Origin of the sequence: Bacillus sp. V2I10 (assembly GCF_030817055.1) — a bacterium.
Taxonomy (GTDB): Bacteria; Bacillota; Bacilli; order Bacillales; family Bacillaceae; genus Bacillus_P.
Window position 1 is genome coordinate 1,939,393 of record NZ_JAUSYV010000001.1, and the last position, 13,844, is coordinate 1,953,236.

At 41.0% G+C, this 13,844-nt stretch carries 15 protein-coding genes; 11 read left to right on the plus strand and 4 right to left on the minus strand.

Annotated elements, in window-relative coordinates; all coding sequences use genetic code 11:
- Nucleotides 1–6: 6 nt before the first annotated feature.
- Both gcvPA and gcvPB read left to right on the plus strand, forming a co-directional pair.
- Nucleotides 7–1,353, plus strand: coding sequence for an aminomethyl-transferring glycine dehydrogenase subunit GcvPA (gene gcvPA, locus QFZ72_RS09790; RefSeq protein ID WP_307432448.1), 1,347 nt, complete (start codon nt 7–9; stop codon nt 1,351–1,353).
- Entirely contained in the window at nt 1,346–2,806 is a 1,461-nt protein-coding gene (gene gcvPB / locus QFZ72_RS09795) for an aminomethyl-transferring glycine dehydrogenase subunit GcvPB (RefSeq protein WP_307432451.1), read from the plus strand. Before gcvPA ends, gcvPB begins: the two co-directional genes overlap by 8 nt.
- 86 nt (nt 2,807–2,892) lie before the next feature.
- On the opposite strand, the gene QFZ72_RS09800 is transcribed toward gcvPB, so the two are convergent.
- Entirely contained in the window at nt 2,893–3,264 is a 372-nt protein-coding gene (locus QFZ72_RS09800; RefSeq protein ID WP_252205809.1) for a rhodanese-like domain-containing protein, read from the minus strand.
- A 219-nt stretch (nt 3,265–3,483) separates the two neighbouring features.
- Here QFZ72_RS09800 and QFZ72_RS09805 point away from each other — a divergent pair, with 219 nt between their 5' ends.
- From QFZ72_RS09805 to QFZ72_RS09820, 4 genes are all read left to right on the plus strand, one after another.
- The gene (locus tag QFZ72_RS09805) at nt 3,484–4,320 is read left to right on the plus strand and encodes a lipoate--protein ligase family protein (protein ID WP_307432456.1); all 837 of its coding nucleotides are present in this window, start codon (nt 3,484–3,486) and stop codon (nt 4,318–4,320) included.
- Between the two features lie 325 nt (nt 4,321–4,645).
- Nucleotides 4,646–7,204 carry a vitamin B12-dependent ribonucleotide reductase gene (locus QFZ72_RS09810; RefSeq protein ID WP_307432459.1) on the plus strand — a complete coding sequence of 853 codons (2,559 nt, stop codon included), beginning with the start codon at nt 4,646–4,648 and terminating at the stop codon, nt 7,202–7,204.
- A gap of 129 nt (nt 7,205–7,333) precedes the next feature.
- Complete coding sequence (gene mntR / locus QFZ72_RS09815) at nt 7,334–7,765, plus strand: transcriptional regulator MntR (RefSeq protein WP_252201498.1); 432 nt, start codon at nt 7,334–7,336, stop codon at nt 7,763–7,765.
- 179 nt (nt 7,766–7,944) lie between these two features.
- On the plus strand, nt 7,945–8,829 hold the full coding sequence (locus QFZ72_RS09820; protein WP_307432462.1) for a patatin-like phospholipase family protein: 885 nt from the start codon (nt 7,945–7,947) through the stop codon (nt 8,827–8,829).
- Between the two features lie 7 nt (nt 8,830–8,836).
- On the opposite strand, the gene QFZ72_RS09825 is transcribed toward QFZ72_RS09820, so the two are convergent.
- Both QFZ72_RS09825 and QFZ72_RS09830 read right to left on the minus strand, forming a co-directional pair.
- A complete protein-coding gene (locus tag QFZ72_RS09825) occupies nt 8,837–9,214 on the minus strand; it encodes an SA1362 family protein (protein WP_307432465.1) in 378 nt (125 codons plus the stop codon).
- Between the two features lie 42 nt (nt 9,215–9,256).
- Nucleotides 9,257–10,204: a DUF1385 domain-containing protein gene (locus tag QFZ72_RS09830; RefSeq protein WP_307432472.1), complete on the minus strand. Its 948-nt coding sequence runs from the start codon at nt 10,202–10,204 to the stop codon at nt 9,257–9,259.
- A gap of 298 nt (nt 10,205–10,502) precedes the next feature.
- Between QFZ72_RS09830 and QFZ72_RS09835 the strand changes: the two genes are divergently transcribed.
- The 4 genes from QFZ72_RS09835 (at nt 10,503) to efp (ending at nt 13,244) form a co-directional block, all read left to right on the plus strand.
- Nucleotides 10,503–11,048, plus strand: a complete 546-nt coding sequence (locus QFZ72_RS09835) for a YqhR family membrane protein (protein ID WP_307432475.1) — start codon at nt 10,503–10,505, stop codon at nt 11,046–11,048.
- An 84-nt stretch (nt 11,049–11,132) separates the two neighbouring features.
- Nucleotides 11,133–11,573 carry a type II 3-dehydroquinate dehydratase gene (aroQ, locus tag QFZ72_RS09840; RefSeq protein WP_307432478.1) on the plus strand — a complete coding sequence of 147 codons (441 nt, stop codon included), beginning with the start codon at nt 11,133–11,135 and terminating at the stop codon, nt 11,571–11,573.
- Between the two features lies 1 nt (nt 11,574).
- Nucleotides 11,575–12,636 (plus strand): M24 family metallopeptidase, encoded by a 1,062-nt coding sequence (locus tag QFZ72_RS09845; RefSeq protein ID WP_307432481.1) that lies wholly within the window; start codon nt 11,575–11,577, stop codon nt 12,634–12,636.
- A gap of 50 nt (nt 12,637–12,686) precedes the next feature.
- The gene (gene efp / locus QFZ72_RS09850; protein ID WP_223436628.1) at nt 12,687–13,244 is read left to right on the plus strand and encodes an elongation factor P; all 558 of its coding nucleotides are present in this window, start codon (nt 12,687–12,689) and stop codon (nt 13,242–13,244) included.
- 20 nt (nt 13,245–13,264) lie between these two features.
- Here efp and QFZ72_RS09855 read toward each other — a convergent pair whose 3' ends face one another.
- Entirely contained in the window at nt 13,265–13,441 is a 177-nt protein-coding gene (locus QFZ72_RS09855) for a hypothetical protein (RefSeq protein ID WP_307432487.1), read from the minus strand.
- 116 nt (nt 13,442–13,557) lie between these two features.
- On the opposite strand from QFZ72_RS09855, the gene QFZ72_RS09860 reads away from it, so the two are divergent.
- Nucleotides 13,558–13,839, plus strand: coding sequence for a YqhV family protein (locus tag QFZ72_RS09860; RefSeq protein ID WP_307432490.1), 282 nt, complete (start codon nt 13,558–13,560; stop codon nt 13,837–13,839).
- Nucleotides 13,840–13,844: the final 5 nt, after the last annotated feature.

Consider the following 13,844-nt stretch of genomic DNA (forward strand, 5'->3'; position numbering starts at 1 on the left):
ACATCCATGAAACATCGTTATTTGCCGATGACAGAACAAGATCAGCAGGAAATGCTTGATGCTGTCGGAGTATCTCATATAGATGAGCTTTTCTCAGACATTCCCGAGAGCGTGCGTTTTCAGGGGGATTATAAGATCAAGAAAGCAAAATCTGAAACGGAACTGGTGAAGGAGCTGAGTGAGCTTGCTTCTAAAAACAAGGATTTAAGAAGCAATGCTTCTTTCCTTGGTGCAGGTGTATACGATCATTACATGCCGATCATCGTAGATCATGTGATTTCACGCTCAGAATTCTATACAGCCTACACTCCGTATCAGCCGGAAATTTCGCAGGGTGAGCTTCAGGCTATCTTTGAATTTCAAACGATGATTGCTGAGCTTACTGGAATGGATGTGGCAAACTCATCCATGTACGATGGCGGAACTTCTCTAGCTGAAGCTGCGATGCTTGCTGCCGGCCAGACTAAAAAGAAAAAAGTCATCGTTTCAAAAGCAGTTCATCCGGAAAGCAGGGATGTTCTGAAAACATATGCTAAGGGACAGTACATTGAAGTAGTAGAAGTACCTGTGAAAAATGGCGTGACAGATCTTGAAGCTTTGAAGGCAGAAATGTCAGACGATGTTGCAGCTGTGGTTGTGCAATATCCAAACTTCTTCGGGCAAATCGAGCCGCTAAAAGACATTGAACCCATTGCTCATACAGGAAAAAGCATGTTTATCGTGTCTTCTAACCCGCTTGCACTGGGAGCTTTAACACCTCCAGGAAAATTTGGAGCCGATATCGTGGCAGGCGATGCTCAGCCATTCGGTATTCCTACTGCTTTTGGCGGTCCACACTGTGGTTATTTTGCTGTAACTCAAAAATTGCTCCGCAAAGTGCCGGGACGATTGGTCGGACAAACGACAGATGAACAGGGCAGACGCGGGTTTGTCTTAACACTTCAGGCACGTGAACAGCACATAAGACGTGACAAAGCGACTTCTAATATTTGTTCAAATCAGGCTTTAAACGCTTTGGCAGCCTCGGTTGCCATGACGGCACTGGGAAAAAAAGGCGTAAAAGAGATGGCTTTTCAAAATATCCAAAAAGCAAATTACGCTAAAAAAGCATTTGCTGCAAATGGGATTGAGGTTCCATTTGAAGGGGCTATTTTTAACGAATTTGTCATTAAATTAAACAAACCGATTAAAGAGGTAAATGCAAAGCTTATTCAACAGGGCATCATTGGCGGTTTCGATTTAGGCAGTGTATACCCGGAGCTTGAAAACTACATGCTTGTAGCTGTAACTGAATTGCGTACAAAAGAAGAAATTGACCTATTTGTAAAGGAATTGGGGGATGGACATGAATAAGCATGATCAGCCATTAATATTTGAACTGACAAAACCAGGACGAACAGGCTACAGTTTGCCTTCATTGGATATCCCTGAAATCGCTGGAGATGAATTAATTCCAAGTGAATATTTGCGTGCAGATGAAGCTGAACTGCCGGAAGTCTCTGAACTTGATATCATGAGACATTATACAGCTCTTTCCAAGAGGAACCATGGAGTAGATTCCGGGTTTTATCCACTTGGATCCTGTACAATGAAATACAATCCTAAAATCAATGAAAATGTAGCTCGTATGGCAGGTTTAGCCCATATCCATCCTCTGCAGGATGAAAGCACAGTTCAGGGTGCCCTTGAGCTTATGTATGATCTCCAGGAGCATCTCATTGAAATTACCGGAATGGATGAGGTTACATTGCAGCCTGCAGCAGGCGCACATGGCGAATGGACCGGCCTGATGATGATCCGTGCTTATCACGAAGCCAACAACGATTTTAACCGGACAAAAGTAATTGTTCCTGACTCAGCTCATGGCACAAATCCAGCGTCAGCTACTGTAGCAGGATTTGAAACAGTTACGGTTAAATCAAACGAAAAGGGCCTTGTAGATCTTGAAGATTTAAAACGTGTGGTAGGGGAAGATACAGCTGCTCTTATGCTGACGAATCCTAATACCCTCGGACTTTTTGAAGAAAATATTTTAGAAATGGCGAAAATCGTACATGACGCAGGAGGCAAGCTTTATTACGACGGTGCAAATTTAAATGCCGTATTAAGCAAGGCCCGTCCAGGCGATATGGGATTTGATGTCGTTCATTTAAATCTTCATAAAACATTTACCGGTCCTCACGGAGGCGGAGGCCCTGGATCAGGCCCGGTTGGAGTTAAAGCTGATCTGATTCCGTACCTTCCAAAACCTGTATTAGTTAAAAGAGATAATAAATATACGTTTGATTATGATCGTCCGCAGTCCATCGGCCGAGTGAAGCCATTCTACGGAAACTTCGGAATTAACGTCCGTGCTTATACGTATATTCGGACAATGGGACCTGATGGGTTAAAAGCGGTGACAGAGTATGCCGTTTTAAATGCAAACTACATGATGAGAAGACTTTCAGAAGCCTATGATCTTCCATTTGACAGGCACTGCAAGCATGAATTTGTTCTTTCAGGCAAGCGTCAGAAAAAATTAGGGGTGCGTACGCTGGACATCGCAAAAAGGCTGCTTGATTTCGGCTATCATCCGCCTACCATCTACTTCCCATTAAACGTGGAAGAATGCATCATGATTGAACCGACTGAAACAGAATCAAAAGAAACGCTGGATTCATTTATTGACGCAATGCTTCAGATCGCAAAAGAAGCAGAAGAAAATCCTGAAATTGTACAGGAAGCACCGCATACGACAGTTGTCAGCCGCTTAGATGAGACGACAGCAGCAAGAAAACCGATCTTGCGTTATCAAAAGCAATAAAAGGCACACAAAAAGGATTCGCATTTCAAGCGGATCCTTTTTATTTATGCATAAAAAAGTCTGCAGAACAGACTGCAGACTTCCTCTTATTTCTTTGCTTTTATTTTACCGCCCCAGCCCTTAAAACCGCCTTTTAGCGTGTATAGATCATTATAGCCTTTTCTTTTCAGCATTTGAGCTGTGCGTCCGCTTCTGACAGTGTTTTGACAGTAAATGTAGACAGGCTGATCTTTGCGGATTTCCTTATGTCTTTGTCTCATTTGGGATAAAGGAATATTTCTTGCTCCAAGTATATGTCCGCCGTCAAATTCATTTGGCTCACGGACATCAATTAACTGAGCTTTTCTGTATCCTGCACGGAATTCTTCTTCCGTTAATGTTTTCATGATTTTACGCTGATAAAAATAAGAGTAAATCGTGTAGGCTGCTAGTGCACCTAATAGAATCAATAAAAAAATCCATGTTGTCAAGCTGACCCGACTCCTTTATAAGCAACTTTTCTAAGACAAGTTCAAATGAACTTTAATAATATTGGACAAATACTATTATATAAGAGCAGGATCAAATTGTCATCTATGAATAAGACATAATTATTTTCAACCTGGCCTTCTTTTTGATAGACTAGGTAAGGCACAGAAAATGAAATACATACTTATCATGGAAAATGGGGTATGAAGATGGCAAAGGAAACTTGGAGATTTATTGATTCAGGGAATTGTTCCCCGTCCTATAATATGGCGTTAGATGAAGCGCTGCTTGAGTGGAACAGTCAGGGGATCTTCCCGCCGGTAATTCGCTTTTATGGATGGGACCCGGCTACTCTTTCAGTAGGATACTTTCAAAAGGCCGAAAAAGAAATTGATCTTGATGCCGTTAAAAAGTATGGGCTGGGCTTTGTGCGCAGACCGACAGGAGGCAGAGGTGTTCTGCATGACAAGGAGCTGACATACAGCGTCATAGTGTCAGAAGACCATCCTGAAATGCCGAAGACAGTAACCGAAGCTTATAGAGTCATTTCAGAAGGTATTCTTCAGGGTTTCAGAGAACTGGGGCTAGATGCATATTTCGCCGTACCGAGAACGGAGGAAGAGAAACAGGGGCTTAAGAATCCGCGGTCTGCCGTTTGTTTTGACGCACCATCATGGTATGAACTTGTTGTAGAAGGACGCAAGGTGGCCGGGAGCGCACAAACGCGCCAAAAAGGAGTCATTCTTCAGCACGGTTCCATTTTGCTCGATATAGATGAAGAAATGCTTTTTAATCTGTTTAAGTACCCAAGCGAGCGGGTAAAAGAACGAATGCAGAAGAATTTCAAAAATAAGGCAGTTGCTGTCAATGCTTTGCGCAAGAATCCTGTTACAGTGGAGGAAGCAAAGAATGCGTTTAAAAAGGGCTTTGAGATAGGTCTGAATATCTCACTCGAACCTTATACCTTGACAGCTGAAGAACATGCTTTTGTAGAGAAAATTGCAATTGGAAAGTATAATACCGATGATTGGAATTATAAACGATAAGCGACTTGAACCTTAGTCGCTTTTGTTTATTTTTTCTGAAAATTTCTAATTATTTCAAATCATTCCTTATTTTTCTAACTTCGCGTTCTCTTCGGAATTTGCAAGCGACAAAATTCTTCAAAAAAAGTGATTATGAAGTTCCTATCTTCTTTTTTCTCATTATTTCTGCTTCGTTTATGCAGTTTTCAATTTGACAAAATAAAATAGGTTTGTCTGTTTATCCATATATAGTATTGTCGAACGAAAATATAATACTATATATTGATAAAAAGGTGGCTCTGTGATAAATTAAATCAAGTACAAGATAGATAGGGGAGTTGTTTGAATGACCGTTGCACTTAATGAAAATTTAAAACTTGATGTGGACAAGCTGAATCACGATATTTCTTTGTTTCCCCAAGTTCACCCAATAACTGATGATATGAAATTGACTCACAAAGGTGTATCCCGTTTAGTCATGCTTGACCGATACACATTTAAAGACACCGAAAAGCTGACGCTGTCTAAAGGGGACTTCGTTGTTCTGACGATTAAAGAGGATCCTAAATTCCCTGCAAGAGGACTAGGCTATATATTAGAAATAGACTGGCAGACGAAAATGGCAAGTGTACAGGTCGAAGAAGAGTACCGCCCTTCTCTTGAAAAGCCTGAAGAGGTTGAAACGGGTGTGATTTATCGCTCGCTTGATGTCATTGAAAAGCCGCTTGAAGTATTTTATGAGCAAATCGCAAAACGAAATGCAACAGGACTTGCCTCTGTTGAAAAGACAGAAGAGAAGCGCAATGAATGGTTCCAGAAGTTCTACAAGGAATTAGTCGGATTGAACTTTGTACCGGCAGGACGTGTATTGTACGGAGCTGGAGCAGGTACGGACGTTACTTACTTCAATTGCTACGTCATGCCATTTGTACAGGATTCCCGCGAAGGCATATCCGAGCATCGGAAGCAGGTAATGGAAATAATGAGCAGAGGCGGCGGAGTTGGAACAAACGGTTCAACACTGCGCCCAAGAAATACACTCGCACGCGGTGTGAACGGCAAATCGTCAGGTTCTGTATCATGGCTTGATGATATTGCGAAGCTGACGCACTTAGTTGAGCAAGGCGGATCGCGCAGGGGCGCTCAAATGATTATGCTTGCCGACTGGCATCCTGACATTATTGAATTTATCATTTCAAAAATGCAAAACCCTCGTATTTTACGCTACTTAATTGAAAATACGAATGACGAGACAATTAAGAAATATGCGCAGGAAAAACTAAAGTTCAAGCCTCTAACAGAGGATGAAAAAGCGATGTATCAGAGCATTGTGAACTATAAGCAAATTCCTGGCTTCGGCGGATTTAACGAAAAAATCATTAAAGATGCAGAACTGAAACTGGTTACAGGAGGAACATACAGCGTTCATAATTCTGAATTCCTTACAGGCGCCAATATTTCAGTTACGTTAACGAAGGATTTCATGGATGCTGTTGAGAGCGATGCAGATTACGAGCTTCGCTTCCCTGATGTGGAAAGCTATAATGCAGATCAAATGAAAGCCTATAACGAAGAGTGGCACAATCATGGCGATGTCCGCGAATGGGAAAAGCTTGGCTACAAAGTCCGCACATACCGCACAATTAAAGCTAAAGAACTATGGAACTTAATCAATATTTGTGCGACATATTCAGCAGAGCCTGGCATCTTCTTTATTGACAATGCAAATGATATGACGAATGCTAAAGCTTATGGACAAAAGGTTGTAGCAACAAATCCTTGCGGCGAGCAGCCTCTCGCACCTTATTCTGTCTGCAATCTTGCAGCAGTCAATCTTGCTGAAATGGCAGACAAAGAAAGCAAAACAGTGAACTTTGAAAAGCTGAAAACAACGGTTGAAGTCGGTGTCCGCATGCAGGATAACGTCATCGATGCAACACCTTACTTCTTAGAAGATAATAAGAAGCAGGCATTAGGCGAACGCCGTGTAGGCCTTGGCGTAATGGGCTTGCATGATCTGCTCATCTACTGTGAAACAGAGTATGGTTCAGAAGAAGGAAATCAGTTAATTGACCAAGTCTTTGAAACCATCGCAGCAACTGCTTATAAAGCTTCTGTTGAGCTTGCAAAAGAAAAAGGAAGCTTCCCATTCTTAACTGGTGAAACAGAAAAAGAAACAAACCGTTTGCGCGAAGCATTCACAAAGACGGGTTTTATGAGCAAAATGCCGGCTGACCTTTTAGACGACATTAAAGAATACGGCATTCGAAACTCACATTTATTGACTGTTGCTCCTACAGGCAGCACAGGGACAATGGTTGGCGTCTCCACTGGTTTAGAGCCTTACTTCTCTTTCTCTTACTACAGAAGCGGAAGATTAGGAAAGTTTATTGAAGTTAAAGCGGATATCGTGCAGGAATATCTGGATCAGCATCCAGAAGCAGATCCTGACAATCTGCCTAAATGGTTTATTTCAGCAATGGAGCTCAGCGCAGAAGCTCACGCGGATGCACAGTGTGTGATTCAGCGCTGGATTGACAGTTCAATCAGCAAAACAGTCAATGCACCTAGAGGATATACGGTTGATCAAGTTCAAAAAGTATATGAACGCTTATATAAAGGCGGAGCAAAAGGCGGCACGGTTTACGTTGACGGCAGCCGTGACACGCAGGTTCTGACGTTAAAAGCAGAAGAAAACACATTCACTGAGAGTGAAGAAGCACCAGCTAAAGAAAAAGGAAAAGTTGTGCTTGTTGATACAATACAGGCTTTAAGATCTACAAATGTCACGATCGGCAATGAAGTAGGAAATACATGCCCGGTATGCCGAGAGGGTACGGTTGAGGACATAGGCGGCTGTAATACATGTACTAGCTGCGGAGCACAATTAAAGTGTGGTTTATAAGATAAAGAGCTGGATTTCCAGCTCTTTTCTTTTCGCGATAAGAATCAAGGCTTCCTTGTCATCACCCTTAAACTAGTGTACACTTGTAATGATTTCCTATGTTTTGAACGTTTTTTTGGAGGGGACCACATGCCAACACCGAGTATGGAAGATTATATCGAACAAATTTACATATTAATAGAAGAAAAGGGATATGCCCGCGTTTCAGATATTGCGGAAGCACTATCCGTTCATCCCTCCTCAGTAACAAAAATGGTCCAAAAACTAGACAAAGATGAATATCTCATATATGAAAAATACCGTGGACTCATACTAACGCCAAAAGGCAAAAAAATTGGAAAGCGTCTTGTTTACCGTCATGAACTTTTGGAGCAGTTCATGAGGCTGATCGGCGTGGATGAAGAAAAAATTTACAATGATGTTGAAGGCATCGAGCATCATCTCAGCTGGAACGCAATTGACCGCATCGGCGATCTTGTCCAATTCTTTGAAGGTGATGAAACTCGTGTAGAAACGCTGCGTGCTATACAAAAACAGAACGAACAGGACAGCGACTCATAAAAAGACAGAAGCGAATGCTTCCGTCTTTTTTTCTGCGTAAATTTGATATACGGCTGCTGAAACTTAAGCTGATACGTAAAGGAACATTGAAAGGGTGCTGCTATTAACGTGCAGAAAAGGTCTATTTCCCGCCGCTGCAACTTAAAATGTAAGGATGGGAGAAGAGGGGAGGAACTTCTGTGTATATTGATGGCGTCTTCTCTGGCGGGGGAATTAAAGGGTTTGCACTAATTGGATCTTATCAGGCTATCGAGCAGAGGGGGCTGCAATTTGTAAGGGTAGCAGGAACCAGTGCAGGTTCCATTATTGCCGCTTTTATTGCTGCGGGATATCGGAGTGATGAAATTATTACCATGATGGATGACATGGATCTTGGGAAATTTTTGGAACGAAATCCATCCATCCTTCCATTTAAATTTATGAAATGGCTGAGTATTTATTGGCGGCTTGGTCTTTATAAAGGCGGCAAGCTTGAAGAATGGATAGCAGGCAAGCTGAAGGAAAGAGGGGTATCAACCTTTGGTGATTTAAGGCACGGCTCCCTTAAAATCGTTGCTTCTGACCTGACCAATGGCAGAATTCTCGTGCTGCCGGATGACCTCCCAAGGTATGGACTTGTACCAGAACGTTTTTCTGTTGCGAGAGCTGTTCTTATGAGCTGCAGCCTTCCGTATTTTTTTGAACCGGTCAAACTGACATCTGCCGAAGGGACCAATATTGTTGTAGACGGGGGAGTTTTAAGCAACTTTCCAATTTGGCTATTTAAAGAAAAGAAAACAATACAAGCTCGGCCTGTTCTTGGTATAAAATTGAGTCCAAGTGATGAGGAGAGGCCGAGGAACAATATTCGTAATGCGATAGAAATGTATGGTGCTCTTTTTGAAACAATGAAAGATGCTCATGATGCCAGACATATTTCCAGCAGGCATAAAAAGAATATTATTTTTCTTCCCGTTGAAAGTATTTTAACGACTGAATTTGACTTAACAGAACAAAAAAAACTAGCTCTAATTGAGCTAGGAAGAAGCCGCACTGAACTATTTTTGAAAAAATGGACGTATTAACAGCAGGTTAAAAAAATGCCCTGCTTTTCTTTTTGCCTTTTTTGCCTTCAATCACTGTTAAATGAGAGGCTTGCTTCTTTTTAAGGGCAGTAGATGTTTTGCTGCTCTTTTTTTGCGTTGAAACGCTTTTCAAATGGGAGCTGCTCTGATTGCGGTCGCTGAAACGTTTTTTAGATTGTTTAGCAGCTTTAGAGTAAGAGGAAGAGTCTTTTCCCATTCTTTGTTTTGTAAAGTAACGGACAACAAAATAGATGATGGCTAGAACAATAACGAAGATCAGCATTTCTCTAAAGAGGAATCCTGGTCTGGTTAATAGTGTAACCAGGAATCCGATGCCTCCAAGAGCTAACACAATCATCACAAATGGATTCACACGATTTTTCATGAGTCCACCTCCCAAGATGAAAATGAATTAATGAAGTTCATTTTATACAATTTGTTCTGTTTTTATACCTTCTGCAGTTACCTTTTCCATCCGCAGCAATTCATTAAAGCTTGCGATGGCAACTTCCACCTGTTCATTGTCTGGTTCTTTCGTCGTCAGAAGCTGAAGACTTAAGCCGGGATATCCTAGCCATTTTAAAACAGGTACGTCTCTAAGTTTATTTGTAAACTGAAGGACCTCAAAAGAAATGCCAATCACCACAGGAATTAATGCCAGTCTGTTTAGGACGCGCACATAAAGCGGTTCTGTTGGAACGAGCATATAGACAAATACCCCGACAATAACAGTAAATAACAGAAAACTGCTTCCGCACCGATAGTGAAGACGGCTTTGCTTCTGAACATTTTCTATCGTCAGCGGCAGAGCATTTTCATAGCAATTAATCACTTTATGCTCTGCACCGTGATATTGAAAGACACGCTTGATCAGCGGAGTGAATGATATCGCATAAATATAGACTAAAAGAAGAATTAATTTGAAGAGCCCTTCAATTAAAATTTGTGCAAGATCTGACGGGAATATGGGCCTTGTAAGCTCAGCCAAAAATAGAGGCACTAAAGTGAAAATGAATTTCCCGAAGAGAAAGGAAAGGACACCTATTGCTGCAACTCCGAGAATCATGGTCAATTTTGATTCTTTTTTAGGCTGATTGAGTATTTCATCTTCCTCAGGATCCAGATCGTACCTGTCCGTTGAAAAGTTCAGGTGCTTCGTTCCATTTGCGCTTGCTTCTATAATAGCTGCGATGCCGCGAATAAATGGAATCTTTTTAAGGCTAGCCGTCATACTGCTTGATTTTCGCGGTAACCGGAAATAGTCGATTTCTTTGTTTTTGCGCCTGATGGCTGTCACATAATGATGCTTTCCGCCAAACATGACGCCCTCTACCACTGCTTGCCCGCCATATGCAGGCTTATTCTGCTTTGACATTTTTCACCAACCTACCTATCTATTCTCTTTTTGGACTGATTTTAAACAAAGCTGCAGAGAATGTTATGTTTATATTCTACATAAAAACAGGATAAACCTCTAGGCAGTTGTATTTAATTCTTTTTGATATGTCATATTTTTAGAAAAAGATCAGGACGCTTCTTCCTGTCAGTGCTGAACAAGCGATTCATCTTTCTTAGTAGTATAACCTCCCATCCCTTTGCTAGACATCTGTTTGCATCCTTTTTGCATGATGAAGCAGAAATTCTGCACATACTAAGAAACAGGAGGTGTACATATGACAGATGATTTTCAATCAAATTCTGCTGGTGAACAGAGAAATGATCCTGATAAGCCGGGTGAATCGATTCCTTTTATAGGAATAGTTATGATTACAGGTTTTACAGGCGGAGTGATTTGGAGTTTACTTGGTTATTTAGCATATGTTCTGAACTTAACAGAAATAAGTCCGAATTTATTGCTACAGCCCTTTATTTTAGGGGAATGGAAAAATGGTGTAATGGGCAACTTTGTTGCTGTATTCTGCATTGGTTTTCTTTCCATTGGAACGGCTCTTCTCTATTATCTTGTCCTGAAGAGATTCTCATCCATGTTTGTCGGCCTTGCTTTTGGCCTGGCCTTATGGGTGCTCGTGTTCTTCCTTTTAAATCCGATTTTTCCTAATTTAAAATCAGTATTTGAACTTGAAAGGCTGACTACCGTTACGACTATATGTCTCTATATTTTATATGGAGTATTTGTCGGCTATACCATTTCGTTTGAACATAATGAACTCTTAAGCAAAAAAAGCAAAAAAAATGCACAGGCGTCCCCTCAACATTAAGGAAACTAATCGGCGATTATGGTAGAATGTTCATAAATTGAACATTCTATTTTTTTAAGCTTATTTAAGCAAGGAGTTTTTATGATGAGACATTTCTTGATCATTAATGGTCCAAATCTCAACCGTCTTGGTTTGCGGGAGCCTGATGTGTATGGCAGCAAAACACTTACAGACCTGGAACGTGAATTAATGCTTTTTGCAGAGAAACAGGGATTTCAGATAACCTGCTTTCAATCAAATCATGAAGGAGACTTGATTGATGCGATTCATGAGGCAGACGAGCAGTATGATGGAATTGCGCTTAATCCCGGTGCATTTACTCATTACAGCTACGCAATAAGAGATGCGATTGCAAGCGTTTCCCTTCCCGTAATCGAGGTTCATATATCTAATGTACATAGCCGCGAACCATTCAGGCACCAGTCTGTAACGGCGCCAGTGACAGCAGGGCAAATTATCGGCCTTGGTTTCGAGGGGTACCAATATGCGTTACTCGCATTACATAAAAAGATGGGGGAGAAATAAGATGAAGCTTGAGAAAATGAGAAACAGATTAAAAGAACTGGATGTTGATGCAATTCTTATTACGAGCAGCTACAACCGCCGTTATATGACTGGCTTTACTGGCTCGTCGGGTGTTGCGGTCATTTCTGATTCGCATGCTGTATTTATTACAGATTTCAGATACACAGAGCAGGCAGCAAAACAAATTGAGGGCTTTGAGATCGTCCAGCATAAAGGACCGATTCTTGAAGAAGTGGCAGCCCAAGCCGCTAAGCTTTCGATTAAACGTCTAGGTTTTGAACAGGATGATTTATCCTTCTCAGCTTACTCAGCTTATAAGGCTGAATTAAAAGAGATTGAGTTTGTTCCTGTCTCGGAAGCGGTAGAAAAGTTACGCTTGATTAAGTCTGCAGCAGAGATTAAGATATTAAAGGAAGCTGCGGAGATTGCAGATGCTGCATTTAAGCACATTTTGACATTCATTCGTCCAGGAATGAAGGAAATTGAAGTCGCAAATGAACTTGAATTTTTCATGCGAAAACAAGGCGCTGTTTCTTCTTCATTCGATATTATTGCTGCATCAGGATATCGCTCTGCACTGCCTCACGGTGTAGCGAGTGAAAAAGAAATTGAAAAAGGCGATTTTGTAACACTTGATTTTGGCGCATACTACAAAGGATATTGTTCAGATATTACAAGAACGATAGCAGTAGGAGATCCAAGTGATGAGCTGAAGAAGATTTATTCCATTGTACTCGAAGCACAGATGCGGGGAATGAATGGGATAAAAGCCGGTATGACGGGAAAAGAAGCAGATGCTCTTACAAGAGACTATATTTCCGAAAATGGCTATGGTCAATATTTTGGCCATTCAACAGGTCATGGTCTAGGTATGGAAGTTCATGAGGGGCCGTCACTATCTGTCAAATCAGAAACGGTTCTTGAACCAGGCATGATCGTAACTGTCGAGCCTGGCATCTATATACCTAAGCTTGGCGGAGTGCGCATCGAGGATGACACAGTTGTTAAAGAGGGCGGTAATGAGTCGCTTACCCATTCCCCAAAAGAGCTTATTATTTTATAATAAAAGCTTCCATACGTTAAAAAAGCAACATTTACATAGGAGGAACATAAATGATTTCAGTTAATGATTTTCGTACAGGCTTAACGATCGAAGTAGATAATGGCATATGGCGCGTAATGGATTTCCAGCACGTAAAGCCAGGTAAAGGAGCAGCATTTGTTCGCTCTAAACTTCGCAATCTGCGTACAGGAGCCGTACAGGAAAAAACATTCCGCGCTGGTGAAAAGGTTGCGAAAGCTCAAATTGAAAACCGCAAAATGCAATATTTGTATGCTAATGGTGATCAGCATGTTTTCATGGATAACGAATCATACGATCAAGTAGAACTTCCAGAAGCATCTATAGAATATGAATTGAAATTCTTAAAAGAAAACATGGAAGTTTCCATCATGATGTTCGGAAGCGAAACACTTGGAGTTGAACTTCCAAACACAGTTGAGCTTGAAGTTGTTGAAACGGAGCCAGGCATCAAAGGCGATACTGCTTCAGGCGGAACAAAACCTGCAAAAGTACAGACTGGCCTGATTGTCAACGTTCCTTTCTTCGTAAATGAAGGAGACGTTCTTATTATTAATACTACTGACAGCTCATACGTATCAAGAGCGTAGCCATCAAAAACTCCATCTTTTCAGATGGAGTTTTTTGTATCCTCTAATATTGGCTGCGTCTGGAAGGCTTTTACCTTATCCTCTTTCTTTTTACCCGCTCTGAAAAGAAGTGCTGCCGGTATGAAAATATAAATCATCATTCCAATGAACCATTGTAAATAGTTATATAATTCATAAGCTTCCACTTCAAATCCCATGACACATCCCCCTTTATACCTATTATTATTAAATCTGAAAATTCTGTCAAGAATTCTTTTGTCTAAATATCCTTCATTCCTCATAGGTTTTAATAATAACCATGGAGGAGGACAAGATGAAACACTACCTCGCTAATTTAGATCCGGCAGTAAGATCAATGGCTCTCTTAAGATTATTATCTGCAAGTATTGAAATGACGGCAGCTATTTTGATGCTCGTTTTCAACGATGTGCGCAAAGCTGTATTAATTAATTCCTTACTGGCCATAGTCGGTCCGATCATTTTTATTTTAACCATGACAATAGGAATCTTTCAGATTGCAGAGCAGCTTTCTTATGCAAAACTGATATTTATCGCAATCGGAGTGTCTTTTATATTAATTGGAGTCTATAAGTAACATAG